Origin of the sequence: Streptomyces sp. NPDC058289 (genome assembly GCF_042880975.1) — a bacterium.
Classification (GTDB): domain Bacteria; phylum Actinomycetota; class Actinomycetes; order Streptomycetales; family Streptomycetaceae; genus Streptomyces; species Streptomyces stoeckheimensis.
Genome location: NZ_JBHVYI010000027.1, coordinates 74,725 through 89,740, shown reverse-complemented (window position 1 = coordinate 89,740; position 15,016 = coordinate 74,725). Strand labels below are relative to the sequence as shown.

The following is a 15,016-nucleotide window of genomic DNA, read 5'->3' as shown; positions in this document are numbered from 1 at the left end:
GAGCCCCAGGGGTCCGGGCGCAGCCCGGCACCCCTCTCCAGCCCGTCCGGCGCTTGAGGGCCGGGTCCGGGCGGAACCCGGGGACACACCCAGCCCCGCCGGCGCTTGAGGCGCGGGTCCGGGCGGAGCCCGGGGAACGGTGGAAGGGCGGGTAGGGGACTGCGCCCCGCAGGGCCCAGGGCCCCTCAAGCGGAGCTCCGCTTGCGCGGCGTCACCGCCTTCTTCGCGGCGGCCCGCGCCGGCTTCCCCTCGGCGGCCTTGGCCGAGGCCGTCTTCTTCACAGCCGCCGCAGCGGCCTTCTTCTTCGCAGCGGCAGCAGCCGTCGACTTCTTCGCACCACCGGCACCGGCACCGGCACCCGCACCCGCACCACCACCCCCCGCCGACGCAGTCGACTTCTTCCCGCCCACAGCCTTCGGCGCAGCCGCCCCCGCAGCCTTCTTCCGCCGAATCGGCGTAACCTCCGCCCCATCCCCCTCCGGCGCAGCCGCACCCGCCCGGGACGCCTTCGCCACCCGCACGCTGTTCTCCAACGCCGCCATCAGGTCGATGACCTGCCCACCCGCACCCTCCACAACCGGCCCCGCCGCCACCGCCGGTTCACCCCCACCCGCCTTCGCCGCGACCATCGCCTCCACCGCCTCGCGGTAGTCGTCGCGCAGCGAGTCCATCTCCACCTCCCCCAACGTCGCCATCAGCGCATCCGCCAGGTCCAGCTCGGCCTCCCGCACCGACACCGCACCCTCGGGCGCCACCCCCTCCGGAACCCGGATCTCGTCCGGCCACAGCAGCCCGTGCATCGCGATCACGTCGTCGACCACCCGCAGCATGCCCAGCCGCTCCCGCCCCCGCAGCGCGTACTTCGCGATCGCGACCTTCCGGCTCCGCTTCAGCGCCTCCCGCAGCAGCGTGTACGGCTTGGCCGCCGTGGCCCCGCTCGCCGCGAGGTAGTACGCCGCGTCCATCTGCAACGGATCGATCTGATCGGCCGGCACAAACGAAACGATCTCGATCGTCTTCGCGGTGGCGATCGGCAGCTGCGCCAGATCCTCATCGGTGATCGGAATGATCGACCCGTCCGCCTCCTCGTACCCCTTGCCGATCTCGGCGGTCGGCACCTCCTCCCCGTCCAGCTCGCAGACCTTGCGGTAGCGGACGCGCCCGCCATCGGCGACATGGATCTGGCGGAAGGAGATCGAGTGGCTCTCGGTGGCGTTCACGAGCTTGATCGGAATGCTGACCAAGCCGAAGGAGATCGCCCCGTTCCATATGGATCGCACGGTTCCTCCTGTTTCGTGGCAGTCTCATCGTATGACGCCGATCACCTTGGTGGAGGGCCGTCGCATTTCGCTCAGCAACCTCGACAAGGTCCTCTACCCGGAGACCGGCTTCACCAAGGGCGAGGTCCTCCACTACTACGCCACGGTCGCGGGCCACCTGCTCGCCCACATCCACGACCGCCCGGTGTCCTTCCTGCGCTATCCCGACGGCCCGGACGGACAGCTCTTCTTCACGAAGAACCCGCCGCCCGGTACCCCCGGCTGGGTGAAGACCACCCCGGTTCCGCGGTCCGAGGACCTCCGGGCCGAACAGGTGGTCATCGCCGACCTGCCCACCCTCATGTGGGCGGCCAACCTCGTCGTCGAGTTCCACACCCCCCAGTGGCCGGCCGGCGCCCCCGCCCTCGCCGACCGCCTGATCCTCGACCTCGACCCGGGTTCCCCCGCCACCGTCGTCGAATGCGCGGCCGCCGCCCTCTGGCTCCGGGACCGCCTCACCGCCGACGGCCTCCACGCCTGCGCCAAAACCTCCGGCTCCAAGGGCCTCCACCTGGCGGTACCCCTCGAACCGACTCCTTCCGAGCACGTGTCGGCGTACGCAAAGGCCCTCGCCCAGGAGGCCGAGCGCGAGTTCCCCGACCTCGTCGTGCACCGGATGGCCAAGGCGCTGCGCCCCGGGAAGGTCTTCGTCGACCACAGCCAGAACGCCGCCGCCAAGACCACGGCGGCCGCCTACACCCTGCGCGCCCGCACCCTGCCCACCGTCTCCACGCCCCTCTCCTGGGCGGAGGTCGAGTCCTGCCGGACCCCCTCCGACCTGGTCTTCCTCGCCGACGACATCGCCCCCCGGCTGGCCCGTGAAGGCGACCTCTTCGCCCCCCTCCTCGACCCCGGCCTGGCCGGACGGCTCCCGTGATCACCGTCGCGCTAGCCGTGGCCGTACGGACCCTGCCGCGCGCGCCCGGTCTCGCGTACGAGCCCAAGTTCGACGGTCACCGCCTCGTCATCGTCCGCACCGACCGCGCCGTTGGCGGGGTTGTCCTCCAGGCCCGCTCCGGCCGCATCGTCACCGCGGCCTTCCCCGACCTCGCGGCGGCCGCCCACCACCTGCCCGCCGGGACCGTCCTCGACGGGGAGGTGGTGGTCTGGCACGAGGGCCGCACCGACTTCGCGCTCGTACAGCGCCGGGCGGCCGCCGCCTCGGCCGCGCGGGCCGCCGTACTGGCCCAGACGCTGCCGGCCTCGTACGCGGCCTTCGACGTACTGGAACTGGCCGGCCTGGACCTGCGCGCCCGCCCCTACGAACGCCGGCGCACCCTCCTCGTCGACCTGCTCCTGCCCCTGGGCCCACCGCTCCAGCCGGTCCCCATGACCACGGATCCGGAGCTGGCGGAGACCTGGTACGAGACCCTGCCCGCCAGCGGCATCGAGGGCCTGGTCGTCAAACGGATGGACCAGCCCTACCCCGCCGGCCGGCGCGGCTGGCAAAAGCTCCGGCACACCAACGTCCGCGACGCGGCGGTCGTCGGCTACACGGGCACCGCCCGCCGCCCGCTCGCCCTCGTCCTGGTCCTTCCGGTCGGAGACGAGACCCCGCTGGTCTCGAGCCCCCTGACGGCGCCGCTCCGCGCGGAGGTGGCGGCGGCGGTGGCCGCCCGCGCGCCGACGGCCGCAGGCAGCGAGGGCGGCGCCACCATCACGGCCATCGGCCTCGGCGAGGTCCCCTTCCACCCCCTGGACCCGCCGCTGACGGCCGAGGTCCGCCACACCTCGACCCGCCACCCGCCACCGGAAGTCCTGCGCCTGCGCACAGACCCGTGACCCGCGGCGGGGCCGCGGGTCACAGGGTCGGCTATCGGCTCAGTCGTGCGCCCCGCGTCCCGAGTTGGGCGGAGAACCGGGCTGCGGGTGGGGCCCCGGCCCTTCGACGTGCCTGTGGCCCGATTCCCGCCGGGCCCTGACCTCTTCCGGGTGGAGCGACGTGGTGGAGCCGAAGTTCCCGTAGCCCTGCATCTCGTGCGGGCGCAGTCCGCTCTCGGGGAATTCGACGTACTCCCGCTCCTCGGAGACCTCGTACACCGCACCGCCGTCGGGCAGGTGCGGCTGGCTCTCGGGAGAGGGGGGTGCGGGTTCCTGTGCCCGGACCCGCTTGCCCAGCAAGAAGCCGCCGAGCAGGAAGCCGACCACGATGAGCCCGACGACCAGGAACCACGCGATGTTGGTCAGTGTTCTGTCCACCGCGAGGAAGATCAGAGTCGTGTCCATACAACCCATTTTCCCGCATCGGTGACGTTTTCACCCGATAGTCGAAGCCGGTGTGCATTCGGGACCGGCTCAGCCCTTGAGCGGCCCGTCCGCGTCCCGCACCCCACGCACCTCACGCCCCCCGAGCACCGCCAGGATCTCCGCGCAGATGGCCAGCGCCGTCTCCGCCGGAGTCTGCCCGCCCAGATCCAGACCGATCGGCCCGTGCACCGTCCGCAGCCGCTCCTCGCTCACCCCGGCCGCGAGCAGCCCCTCGCGGCGCCGCGCGGTGGTCTTGCGGGAGCCGAGCGCGCCGACGTACGGAATCCCGAGCGCGAGCGCGGTCCGCAGCGTCGGCACGTCGAACTCCGGATCATGGCTCAGCATCGCCAGACAGGCGGCGTCCCGCCGCACGTCGAGCACCTTCTCGGCCTCGGCGACGGCGGTGACGATGCTGACCTCCCACCCGAGCAGCCGGGCCTGAGCCTCGATGACCTCGGCCAGCTCCCCGCCCCCGCCGATCACCACGTACGGAGCCGACGGGTACGCCTCCACGAGCACCAGCCCGGACCCCGCGTACAACGCGTCCCGCCCGGGCCGCCGCGTCCGGAGCAACTCCCCGGCCCGCCGCTCGGCGTCACCGGACGGCTGGTCGGCCCCCCGCACGACAACACTCACAGCCTGATCCGCCCGCTCGTTCAACTGGGTCACGAGCGCGACCCCGACCCCCTGCCCGAGCAGCTCCCACCACTCACCGGGAATTGCCCCCAGCGGCTGCAACAGCACCTCGGCCTGCCCGCCACAGGTCAGCTTCGCCTCGACGGCCTCGCCGCCGCCCACGGAAACCTCACACACCCGCGCGGTCTCCCCGCCCCCCATGGAGGCGGCCTCCGCCACCAGCTCGGCATCGAACACCCCCCGGTACAGGGCCCCGACGCACTCGCCCTTCACATCCACGAGCACGGCCCCGGCCGGATCCCGGGGCCCGAACCCCTGCTCGGTCACGGGCCGCGCCAGAAACCCGACCCGCCCCTCGGCCACCCACTGCTGCGCCGTCTCCACCAAGTCACGCATCTGCGCCGCCCCATCCTCACCGTCAGAGCACGCCACAGAGCACCAGGTCAACGACACAAAGTGGCCTCACCACCAACCTACGCACGCACACCCCCGCCCCCCACCCCCCAAAACCCACAGACCCACCCCCACATCCTTCGTACGGACCACCGGAACCGACCCCTGGACAGACGAGCTCAAGGAACCGACGCAACGGCAGGTAGGGGGGCGCAGCCGCACGGCATGGACGAGCTGCCGAGTCGACGGAGGAGAACGATTTCGCGCGGACCCCGGATTGGCGCGGAGGCGCGAGACCTGTTGGCCGCTCAGGGGCCATGCGCAGGGCCGCAGTTGGCCGGACAAACGCGAAGACCCCGTCTCAGCGAACTCGCTGATGGCGGGGTCTCGGGCACTCCTTGCGAAGTGCCCCCGGCAGGATTCGAACCTGCGCACACGGCTCCGGAGGCCGTTGCTCTATCCCCTGAGCTACGGGGGCGCTGTCGCTGGTGTTGCGGCGACGGGTTGAACACTACCAGCTTCCGGACGGTGATCAGGAACGGATTCGGGGGGACGAAGTCGTGCGTCGCTCGGAGGGGGTGGAAGTGGCAAAAACCCGGACGCGGGGGCCGGGGTCGACCTACTCTCGAGTTGTGTCGGGCGCCTCGGGCCGGGTGCTTGTTGTCGACGACAACAAGGTCATCCGGCAGCTGATCAAGGTCAATCTCGAGCTGGAGGGCTTCGAGGTCGTGACCGCGAACGATGGTGCCGAATGCCTGGACGTGGTCCATCGCGTGATGCCCGATGTGATCACTCTTGATGTGGTCATGCCCCGGCTGGACGGGTTCGGGGCGGCCGCGCAGTTGCGGGCCGACCCGAGGACGCGGCACCTGCCCGTTGCGATCGTGAGTGCCTGTACGCAGAACGAGGTCGAGGCCGGGATCGCCGCCGGCGTGGACGCCTTCCTCGCCAAGCCCTTCGAGCCCGCCGAGCTGGTGCGGGTCGTGCGTCGGCTCATCGAGCGCCGCGACCGGAGGGAGCGGAAGGGTGCTCCCGCGGGGAGAGGGAGGGGATGACCCCCGACTCGTCCGCCGGGACCCCATTTCACATGGCGAAACCCTTCGCGTGACCTGGGGCCTTCTCCCCTAGGCTGGTCACGTGACCCCCGTCGACCTCTCCCGTTCCGTCGTGCGCGCCCTGCGCCGCGCCGTCGAGGACGGGGAGCTGCCCGCCGGTGTGGTCGTACCCGAGCGGGTCGTCGTCGAGCGGACCCGGCCCGGGGGAGCGGGGGACTACGCCTCGCCCGTCGCGTTCGGGGTGGCGAAGGGTGCCGGAGTCGCGCCCCGTGGAGTGGCCGAGGTGCTGGCCCCGCGGCTGGCGGGCCTGCCCGGGATCGAGCGGGTGGAGATCACCGGCGCCGGGTTCCTGAACTTCGTACTCGCCGAGAGCTCGGTGGGGGAGTACGTACGGAGCATTCGAGCCGATGGGGCCTCGTACGGCGTCACCCCCGGTGAACGCGAGACCCCTCGGTTCACCGACGCCCCCGCCGGGGCCCTGCGCGAGGGCGTCGTGCACGCCGCCGTGCAGCGGATCGTGAGCAGCCAGGGGTTGGCTGGAGAGGGTGTCGCCGCCGTCGCCCGCATCGCCCCCGTGGCCAAGCGGGACGGGGACGTCCGCGCTCGGTACGGGGCCGACGGCGCCGCCTGGGCGATGCTCTGTGTGCCCGGGCACGAGACCCCCGTGTTCCCCGCGTGGCTGCTCGTCCAGGACGAGTCGAGCGAGTTCTTCCGGGTGCGGTACGCCCATGCCAGGGCGCGGGCCCTGACCCGTAACGCCGAGCAGTTGGGGTTCCTGAGCGAGCCCGGGGAGCCCGGGGAGCCGGGGGAGGTGCACGGCGCCGGCGCCCTGCTCGGTGCGCTCCGCGACCATCCCCTGGTGCTCGAAGCCGCCGCGCACCACCGTGCGCCCGAGCGGCTCGTCCGGCAGCTCGTCGTGCTGGCCGACGCCCTGCTCGACTTCCAGTACCACGTCCTGCCCCAGGGGGACGAGAAACCCTCGGCCGCCCACCGTGCCCGGCTGGCCCTTGCCGAAGCCGCCGGGACGGTGCTGGCCGGCGGCCTGGCCCTGCTCGGCATAGACGCGCCCGACCACCTGTGATGCCCGCGATACGTATGTGATCCGATGTGATTCGCCTGCGATCCGGATGATTTGCGAAGAGAGAATGCTGAGATGAGTCGTTCCGCACACCCCGCCGGGCCCCGCCACGCCGACGTCATGCCCGAGGGCCACTACTCCCCGCCGGCCGCCGACCTCAACGTGCTCGACGAGAAGGTCTGGGCACGGACGGTCGGCCGGAACGCCGAAGGAGTCGCCACCGTCGGCGGGATCGAAGTGACCCGTCTCGCCGAGGAGTTCGGGACGCCCGCCTACTTCCTCGACGAGGAGGACTTCCGGGCGCGCTGCCGCGCCTGGGCGCACGCCTTCGGGCCGGACGCCGACGTCTTCTACGCCGGCAAGGCGTTCCTCTCCAAGGCCGTCGTGAAGTGGCTCAAGGAGGAGGGGCTCAACCTCGACGTGTGCTCCGGCGGGGAGCTCGCCACCGCGCTCGCCGCGGAGATGCCGGCCGGCCGGATCGCCTTCCACGGCAACAACAAGTCCACCTCGGAGATCACCCGCGCCATCGAGGCCGGCGTCGGCCGGATCGTGCTCGACTCCTTCCAGGAGATCGCCCGCGTCGCGCACATCGCCCGCGAGCTCGGCGTGCGCCAGCCCGTGCAGATCCGCGTCACCGTGGGCGTGGAGGCGCACACCCACGAGTTCATCGCCACCGCGCACGAGGACCAGAAGTTCGGGATCGCCGTCGCCGACGGGTCGGCCGCCGAGGCCGTACGGCGCGCGCTGGGGCACGACAGCCTGGAGCTGCTCGGCGTCCACTCCCACATCGGCTCGCAGATCTTCGACATGGCCGGCTTCGAGGTCTCCGCCAAGCGCGTCGTGCGGCTCCTCGCCGCCGTGCGCGACGAGCACGGGGTGGAGCTGCCCGAGATCGACCTCGGCGGCGGACTGGGCATCGCCTACACCTCCGCCGACGACCCGCGCGAGCCGCACGAGATCGCCAAGGCCCTGCACGAGATCGTCGCCCGCGAGTGCGAGGCGGCCGGCCTGCGCGCCCCGCGGATCTCCGTGGAACCCGGACGGGCGATCGTGGGCCCGACCGCCTTCACCCTTTACGAGGTGGGCACGGTCAAGCCGCTGGAGGGCCTGCGGACGTACGTCTCCGTCGACGGCGGGATGTCCGACAACATCCGGACGGCCCTCTACGACGCCGAGTACTCGGTCAGCCTCGTCTCCCGGACCTCCGACGCCGAGCCCATGCTCGTGCGCGTCGTGGGCAAGCACTGCGAGAGCGGCGACATCGTGGTCAAGGACGCGTTCCTGCCCGCCGACATCGCCCCCGGGGACCTCCTCGCGGTCCCGGCCACCGGCGCGTACTGCCGTTCGATGGCGAGCAACTACAACCACGTGCTCCGCCCGCCGGTCGTCGCCGTGCGTGACGGAGGGGCGCGCGTCATCGTCCGCCGGGAGACGGAGGAAGATCTCCTGCGTCTCGACGTCGGCTGATACGCATTCTTCTGGGGGACACCCCCCGGACCCCGGAATAGGTGTCTCACTCAATGGACCGAGGGTGGAAACTGTTGTCCATTGAGTGAGACTGGTTCACACCTGGGGTGCAAACCGCGCAACAGGTACTGGTGTGAAGATCGAAAGGCGTAGGTCGAATGATGCGTACGCGTCCGCTGAAGGTGGCGCTGCTGGGCTGTGGAGTGGTCGGCTCGGAAGTTGCCCGCATCATGACGACGCACGCCGACGACCTCACGGCCAGGATCGGCGCGCCCGTCGAGCTCGCGGGCGTGGCCGTGCGCCGCCCCTCCAAGGTGCGCGACGGCATCGACCCGGCCCTGGTCACCACCGATGCGACCGCGCTGCTCAAACGCGGCGACATCGACGTCGCGATCGAGGTCATCGGCGGCATCGAGCCGGCCCGCACCCTGATCACCACCGCCTTCGAGCACGGCATCTCCGTCGTCTCGGCGAACAAGGCGCTGCTCGCCCAGGACGGCGCCGCGCTGCACGCCGCGGCCGAGGCGGCCGGGCTGGACCTGTATTACGAGGCCGCCGTCGCCGGAGCCATCCCGCTGGTCCGTCCCATGCGCGAGTCCCTCGCCGGCGACAAGATCAACCGCGTGATGGGCATCGTCAACGGCACGACGAACTTCATCCTCGACAAGATGGACTCCACCGGCGCCGGGTACCAGGAGGCCCTCGACGAGGCCACCGCCCTCGGGTACGCCGAGGCCGACCCCACCGCCGACGTGGAGGGCTACGACGCCGCCGCCAAGGCCGCGATCCTGGCCGGAATCGCCTTCCACACCCGGGTCCGCCTCGACGACGTCTACCGTGAGGGCATGACCGAGGTCAGCGCCGCGGACTTCGCGTCCGCCAAGCGCATGGGCTGCACCATCAAGCTCCTCGCCATCCTGGAGCGCGCCGCCGACGGCGAGTCCGTCACCGCGCGTGTCCACCCGGCGATGATCCCGCTGACCCACCCGCTCGCCTCCGTCCGCGAGGCGTACAACGCGGTGTTCGTCGAGGCGGAGGCCGCCGGGCGGCTCATGTTCTACGGTCCGGGCGCGGGCGGCGCGCCGACCGCGTCCGCGGTCCTCGGCGACCTGGTCGCCGTCTGCCGCAACAAGCTCGCCGAGGCAAAGGGGCCGGGCGAGTCGGCGTACACCCAGCTGCCGGTCAGCCCCATGGGGGATGTCGTCACCCGCTACCACATCAGCCTCGATGTGGCGGACAAGCCGGGCGTCCTCGCCCAGGTGGCGACCACCTTCGCGGAGCACGGAGTGTCGATCGACACCGTCCGCCAGCAGGGAAAGGACGGCGAGGCCTCCCTCGTCGTCGTCACTCACCGTGCGCCCGACGCCGCCCTCTCCGGGACCGTCGAGGCGCTGCGGAAGCTGGACACCGTCCGCGGTGTCGCCAGCATCATGCGTGTTGAAGGGGAGTAAGGACCCATGAGCAGCAATCGCACCCACCAGTGGCGCGGCATCATCGAGGAGTACCGGGACCGTCTGCCGGTCACGGCCACGACCCCGGTGGTGACGCTCCGCGAGGGCGGCACTCCCCTCGTCCCCGCCCAGGTGCTCTCCGAGCGCACCGGCTGCGAGGTACACCTCAAGGTCGAGGGGGCCAACCCCACCGGGTCCTTCAAGGACCGCGGCATGACCATGGCGATCACCAAGGCCAAGGAGGACGGCGCCAAGGCCGTCATCTGCGCCTCCACGGGCAACACCTCGGCCTCCGCCGCCGCCTACGCGGTGCGCGCCGGGATGGTCTGTGCCGTCCTCGTGCCCCGAGGCAAGATCGCGCTCGGCAAGATGGGCCAGGCCCTGGTCCACGGCGCCAAGATCCTTCAGGTCGACGGCAACTTCGACGACTGCCTGGACCTGGCCCGCGCGCTGTCCGACAACTACCCGGTGGCGCTGGTCAATTCCGTCAACCCGGTACGCATCGAGGGCCAGAAGACGGCGGCCTTCGAGATCGTGGACGCCCTCGGCGACGCCCCCGACATCCACGTGCTGCCCGTCGGCAACGCCGGCAACATCACCGCGTACTGGAAGGGCTTCAAGGAGTACAAGGCCGACGGCCTGGCCTCCCGTACGCCCCGTGTGTGGGGTTTCCAGGCCTCCGGCTCCGCGCCCATCGTGCGCGGGGAGATCGTCAAGGAGCCGCACACCATCGCCACGGCGATCCGCATCGGCAACCCGGCCTCGTGGGACTACGCCCTGCAGGCGCGGGACGAGTCGGGCGGCTTCATCGACGAGGTGACGGACCGCCAGATCCTGTCCGCCTACCGCCTGTTGGCCGCTCAGGAGGGCGTCTTCGTCGAGCCCGCCTCGGCCGCGTCGGTGGCCGGTCTGCTCAAGGCCGTCGAGCTCGGTCTGGTCGACCCCGGCCAGAAGATCGTGTGCACCGTCACCGGCAACGGCCTGAAGGACCCCGACTGGGCGGTCGCCGGTGCTCCGCAGCCGGTCACCATTCCGGTCGACGCCGAGGCCGCCGCCATCCGCCTCGGCCTCGTCTGACCGGTAGCCGCGGGCCGGCCGTCCTGTAAGTACGTCGGCCGCCGCGACCAGCAGTACCGCAGTAACCGAGTTGCCGGATTCCGGAAGTCTTTCGAAGGCTGAGGAATCCGGCAACTCGGGCCGTACGGCCCGAAAACCGATGGAAACCCGCCAGATATCGCGGCGGAAACCCGACCGGACCGGCAGGAGCCGGCGACACGCATCGTGCGCCTGCTGTGCGCCCTATGTCGGAGAAGAACCTTCCTTCGATAGGCTGTACTTACATCCGCCGCCGCGCATATGACCGCGGTGCTGCCCACAGGGCCTTCGGGTGTCGTACGTTCTCCAGTACATTCACAGCGAGCCAGCGAAGATCCCGTCTCGCACAGTCACAAGGAGTGTCATCGGAAGATGGCCGGTCCCGCCTTCCGCGCCGCCGCCGTACGGGTGCGCGTTCCCGCCAGCAGTGCCAACCTCGGCCCGGGCTTCGACGCCTTCGGGCTGGCCTTGGGGCTCTACGACGACGTCGTCGTACGCGTGGCCGATTCAGGCCTGAACATCGACATCGCGGGCGAAGGTGCCGACACCCTGCCCCGGGACGAGAGCCACCTCCTCGTACGTTCCATGCGCACCGCCTTCGACCTGCTGGGCGGCCAGCCGCGCGGCCTCGAAGTCGTCTGCGCCAACCGCATCCCCCACGGCCGCGGCCTAGGCTCCTCCTCCGCCGCCATCTGCGCGGGCATCGTGGCCGCCCGCGCCGTGACCATAGGCGGAGAGGCCAAGCTCGACGACACGGCGCTGCTCGAGCTCGCCACCGAGATCGAGGGCCACCCCGACAACGTCGCCGCCTGTCTGCTCGGCGGTTTCACCCTTGCGTGGATGGACGGCGGCAGCGCCAAGGCGATCCGCATGGAGCCCGCCGATTCCATCGTTCCGGTGGTCTTCGTCCCCTCCAAGCCGGTCCTGACGGAGACCGCGCGCGGCCTGCTGCCGCGCACCGTCCCGCACGTGGACGCGGCCGTCAACGCCGGCCGCGCGGGCCTGCTCGTAGAGGCCCTGACCAGGCGTCCCGAGTTCCTGCTGCCGGCCACCGAGGACCGTCTCCACCAGGAGTACCGGTCCCCGGCGATGCCCGAGAGCGTGGCGCTCGTGGCCCGACTGCGGGCGGACGGCATCCCCGCGGTGATCTCCGGCGCGGGCCCCACGGTCCTCGCGCTGGTCGACAACGGTGCGGCCGACAAGGTCGCACGGCTCGCGGGCGAGGGGTGGGCGGCCAACCGGCTCGCACTCGACGCAGCGGGCGCGAGCGTACTTCCGCTGGGAACCCAGGGCGGCTGATCCGTGCAGTAGAGGACACAGCCGGCCAGGGGCGGGCGGCCAGGGCAGGCCGCCCGCGCGGAGCCCGCGCGGAACCCGCGCGGATGGGCTCGATAGCCGGTGATGGAGAGGGGGAATGTCTGTTGGATCCGGTAGTGTTAGTCTCAAGTGCGCATCCGAAGCCGCCATGGCTTGGTGCTCAGTGTCCCTATCAGGGACCACCTTTCTTCCGGGAGCCTCCCCGACTGCTTTGATCGCTGCCAGCAGTTTCGAGCACGCTCCGGAATCGGCGTGACATTCCCACGCTTCCAGCTCGGGGGCTTCTCGCCGGAACCACCCACGCACATGCACGTTTCTCTCCGCCGTATGTCTATCGGCGGACCACCGCCCCGGCAGCAGTTCGCGACTCATCGAGTCGTGGCCTGCCGTCGGACAGCACAACCGGTCGCCGAGCCAGACAGGCCGACGTCCGCTCCAGGGAAGGACCCTTCGTGAGCGACACCACCGATCTGATGGGCGCTGCCGACACCAACGTCGACACCAGTGCCCCCGCCGAGGGCGCCGCGCCGACCAAGCGCCGCCGCTCCGGCACCGGCCTTGACGGCATGGTCCTGGCCGAGCTCCAGCAGGTCGCGTCGGGCCTCGGCATCAGGGGCACCGCGCGGATGCGCAAGGGCCAGCTGATCGAGGTCATCAAGGAGGCGCAGGCGGGAAGCAGCGCCCCCAAGGCCGCGGCCTCCGCGCCGGCCGCCGCGTCCGCCGACACCGGCGAGACCAAGCCGAAGCGCCGCGCCACCAGCAAGGCCCGTACGGGCGAGGTCGCCGCAGAGGCGCCCGCCGAGAAGACCGCCACGCAGGCCCAGATCGACATCCCGGGCCAGCCGGCCAGCGAGGACGCCCCGGTCGGCGAGCGCCGCCGTCGGCGTGCCACCGCCCCCTCCGGCAGCCCCGAGGGTTCGGCCCCCGCCGCCGCCGTACAGGTGGAGCAGAAGCCCGAGACCGTCGCTCCGGCCGCACAGGCCGAGGCGAAGGCCGAGGCCGTCACCGCCCCTGCCGGCCAGGCCCAGGGCCAGGAAGGCGAGGGCCGCGGCCGTCGCGACCGCCGGGAGCGGGGCAACGACCGCGCCGACGGCCGCCGCGAGCGCCGTGACCGCGGTGCCAAGGCCGACGACCAGGGCCAGGGTGCCCAGGGTCAGGGTCAGGGCCAGGCCGGTCAGGGTGGCCAGGGCCAGGGCCAGAGTCAGGGTCAGCAGGGTGGCCGTCAGGACCGGACCGACCGTCAGGACCGCCAGCAGGGCGGCCGCGGTCAGGGTCAGGGCCAGGGCCAGCAGGGTGGCCGTCAGGACCGGGACCGTCAGGACAACGGCCCGCAGGACGACTTCGACGAGGACGGCCGTCGCGGCCGCCGCGGCCGCTACCGCGACCGCCGTGGCCGTCGCGGACGCGACGAGTTCGCGCCGGCGGAGACGCCCGTCGCCGACGACGACGTCCTGATCCCCGTCGCGGGCATCCTCGACATCCTCGACAACTACGCGTTCATCCGGACCTCGGGCTACCTGCCCGGCCCGAACGACGTGTACGTCTCCCTCGCCCAGGTCCGCAAGGCCGGTCTGCGCAAGGGCGACCACACCACCGGTGCGGTCCGTCAGCCCAAGGACGGCGAGCGCCGCGAGAAGTTCAACGCGCTCGTGCGCCTGGACTCCGTCAACGGCATGGCGCCCGAATCCGGCCGCGGCCGCCCGGAGTTCCAGAAGCTGACCCCGCTGTACCCGCAGGACCGGCTCCGCCTGGAGACCGACCCGGGCGTGCTGACCACCCGCATCATCGACCTCGTGTCGCCGATCGGTAAGGGCCAGCGCGGTCTGATCGTGGCCCCGCCGAAGACCGGTAAGACCATGATCATGCAGGCGATCGCCAACGCGATCACGGTGAACAACCCCGAGTGCCACCTGATGGTCGTCCTGGTCGACGAGCGTCCGGAAGAGGTCACCGACATGCAGCGGTCGGTGAAGGGCGAGGTCATCTCCTCGACCTTCGACCGCCCGGCCGAGGACCACACCACCGTCGCCGAGCTGGCCATCGAGCGCGCCAAGCGTCTCGTCGAGCTCGGCCACGACGTGGTCGTCCTGCTGGACTCCATCACCCGCCTGGGACGCGCGTACAACCTCGCCGCCCCCGCCTCCGGCCGCATCCTGTCCGGTGGTGTCGACTCGACCGCGCTGTACCCGCCGAAGCGCTTCTTCGGTGCCGCGCGCAACATCGAGGACGGCGGCTCGCTGACCATCCTGGCCACCGCGCTGGTCGACACCGGCTCGCGCATGGACGAGGTGATCTTCGAGGAGTTCAAGGGCACCGGCAACATGGAGCTCAAGCTCGACCGGAAGCTCGCCGACAAGCGCATCTTCCCGGCCGTGGACGTGGACCCCTCGGGCACCCGCAAGGAGGAGATCCTCCTCAACAGCGAGGAGCTCGCCATCGTCTGGAAGCTGCGCCGGGTGCTGCACGCGCTCGACTCGCAGCAGGCCATCGAGCTGCTCCTCGACAAGATGAAGCAGACGAAGTCGAACGCCGAGTTCCTCATGCAGATCGCGAAGACGACCCCGTCGGGCAAGAACGACGACTGACGTCTCCCCGTAGCACCACCTGCGTGACCACGACCGCCCCCGCCGCCACCGCGACGGGGGCGGTCGCGTCGTACCGGGACTTACGGGGCCGCGGGGTCCCGGGGCCTCTGTGGGGGCTCGTGCGGTCTACGGCGCTTCGTGCCCGGGTGCGACCTTTGCCACACTCCGTACGCCGCGGGGCCCCGGGCGCCCGCCCCGCGCTCACGGGGGAAACCGCAGGTAGGTGTGGGGTCACGGGGTGTCCGCCGCGGCCGGTCGCGGGGGTCGTACGGGTCGGGGCGCACCCCGGATGCATATGGGACGCACAGGCGGCCGTGGAACCCTGGGAGGCGTCCGACCGTCTCAGTCAGAGGGAACGGGGAAGCGGGCCGAC

At 71.5% G+C, this 15,016-nt stretch carries 12 protein-coding genes and 1 tRNA gene; 9 read left to right on the top strand and 4 right to left on the bottom strand.

Annotated elements, in window-relative coordinates; translation table 11 throughout:
* Nucleotides 1-185: 185 nt before the first annotated feature.
* The gene (locus ACFVX6_RS16615; RefSeq protein WP_389691985.1) at nucleotides 186-1,280 is read right to left on the bottom strand and encodes a Ku protein; all 1,095 of its coding nucleotides are present in this window, start codon (nucleotides 1,278-1,280) and stop codon (nucleotides 186-188) included.
* A gap of 31 nt (nucleotides 1,281-1,311) precedes the next feature.
* Between ACFVX6_RS16615 and ligD the strand changes: the two genes are divergently transcribed.
* Nucleotides 1,312-2,196: a non-homologous end-joining DNA ligase gene (gene ligD, locus ACFVX6_RS16610; RefSeq protein WP_389691983.1), complete on the top strand. Its 885-nt coding sequence runs from the start codon at nucleotides 1,312-1,314 to the stop codon at nucleotides 2,194-2,196.
* Complete coding sequence (locus ACFVX6_RS16605; RefSeq protein ID WP_389691999.1) at nucleotides 2,196-3,101, top strand: ATP-dependent DNA ligase; 906 nt, start codon at nucleotides 2,196-2,198, stop codon at nucleotides 3,099-3,101. The genes ligD and ACFVX6_RS16605 overlap by 1 nt, the downstream gene beginning before the upstream one ends.
* Before the next feature lie 39 nt (nucleotides 3,102-3,140).
* Here the strand turns inward: ACFVX6_RS16605 and ACFVX6_RS16600 are convergent, their stop codons facing one another.
* The 3 genes from ACFVX6_RS16600 to ACFVX6_RS16590 all read right to left on the bottom strand — a co-directional run bounded on the left by ACFVX6_RS16600 (nucleotide 3,141) and on the right by ACFVX6_RS16590 (nucleotide 5,073).
* Complete coding sequence (locus tag ACFVX6_RS16600) at nucleotides 3,141-3,545, bottom strand: DUF6479 family protein (RefSeq protein ID WP_389691981.1); 405 nt, start codon at nucleotides 3,543-3,545, stop codon at nucleotides 3,141-3,143.
* Between the two features lie 69 nt (nucleotides 3,546-3,614).
* On the bottom strand, nucleotides 3,615-4,598 hold the full coding sequence (locus ACFVX6_RS16595; protein ID WP_389691979.1) for an XdhC family protein: 984 nt from the start codon (nucleotides 4,596-4,598) through the stop codon (nucleotides 3,615-3,617).
* Between the two features lie 403 nt (nucleotides 4,599-5,001).
* Nucleotides 5,002-5,073, bottom strand: a tRNA-Arg gene (locus ACFVX6_RS16590).
* 100 nt (nucleotides 5,074-5,173) lie between these two features.
* Here ACFVX6_RS16590 and ACFVX6_RS16585 point away from each other — a divergent pair.
* From ACFVX6_RS16585 to rho, 7 genes are all read left to right on the top strand, one after another.
* Nucleotides 5,174-5,650: a response regulator gene (locus ACFVX6_RS16585; protein WP_389691997.1), complete on the top strand. Its 477-nt coding sequence runs from the start codon at nucleotides 5,174-5,176 to the stop codon at nucleotides 5,648-5,650.
* Nucleotides 5,651-5,732: 82 nt separating this feature from the next.
* Nucleotides 5,733-6,731, top strand: a complete 999-nt coding sequence (nrtL, locus tag ACFVX6_RS16580; RefSeq protein ID WP_389691977.1) for an ArgS-related anticodon-binding protein NrtL — start codon at nucleotides 5,733-5,735, stop codon at nucleotides 6,729-6,731.
* Nucleotides 6,732-6,803: 72 nt separating this feature from the next.
* Nucleotides 6,804-8,195: a diaminopimelate decarboxylase gene (lysA, locus tag ACFVX6_RS16575; RefSeq protein WP_389691975.1), complete on the top strand. Its 1,392-nt coding sequence runs from the start codon at nucleotides 6,804-6,806 to the stop codon at nucleotides 8,193-8,195.
* 161 nt (nucleotides 8,196-8,356) lie between these two features.
* A complete protein-coding gene (locus ACFVX6_RS16570; protein ID WP_266882218.1) occupies nucleotides 8,357-9,646 on the top strand; it encodes a homoserine dehydrogenase in 1,290 nt (429 codons plus the stop codon).
* Nucleotides 9,647-9,652: 6 nt separating this feature from the next.
* Complete coding sequence (thrC, locus tag ACFVX6_RS16565; RefSeq protein WP_389691973.1) at nucleotides 9,653-10,723, top strand: threonine synthase; 1,071 nt, start codon at nucleotides 9,653-9,655, stop codon at nucleotides 10,721-10,723.
* 390 nt (nucleotides 10,724-11,113) lie between these two features.
* Entirely contained in the window at nucleotides 11,114-12,040 is a 927-nt protein-coding gene (gene thrB / locus ACFVX6_RS16560) for a homoserine kinase (protein WP_243336217.1), read from the top strand.
* Nucleotides 12,041-12,510: 470 nt separating this feature from the next.
* Nucleotides 12,511-14,643, top strand: coding sequence for a transcription termination factor Rho (gene rho, locus ACFVX6_RS16555; protein ID WP_389691971.1), 2,133 nt, complete (start codon nucleotides 12,511-12,513; stop codon nucleotides 14,641-14,643).
* The last annotated feature ends 373 nt before the right edge of the window (nucleotides 14,644-15,016 follow it).

Bases quoted from the DNA above. Each gene is read 5' to 3' on its own strand.
- thrB (WP_243336217.1), top strand. From the start codon at position 11,114: ATGGCCGGTCCCGCCTTCCGCGCCGCCGCCGTACGGGTGCGCGTTCCC.
- lysA (WP_389691975.1), top strand. From the start codon at position 6,804: ATGAGTCGTTCCGCACACCCCGCCGGGCCCCGCCACGCCGACGTCATG.
- thrC (WP_389691973.1), top strand. From the start codon at position 9,653: ATGAGCAGCAATCGCACCCACCAGTGGCGCGGCATCATCGAGGAGTAC.
- ligD (WP_389691983.1), top strand. From the start codon at position 1,312: ATGACGCCGATCACCTTGGTGGAGGGCCGTCGCATTTCGCTCAGCAAC.
- ACFVX6_RS16570 (WP_266882218.1), top strand. From the start codon at position 8,357: ATGCGTACGCGTCCGCTGAAGGTGGCGCTGCTGGGCTGTGGAGTGGTC.
- ACFVX6_RS16595 (WP_389691979.1), bottom strand. From the start codon at position 4,598: ATGCGTGACTTGGTGGAGACGGCGCAGCAGTGGGTGGCCGAGGGGCGG.
- ACFVX6_RS16600 (WP_389691981.1), bottom strand. From the start codon at position 3,545: ATGGACACGACTCTGATCTTCCTCGCGGTGGACAGAACACTGACCAAC.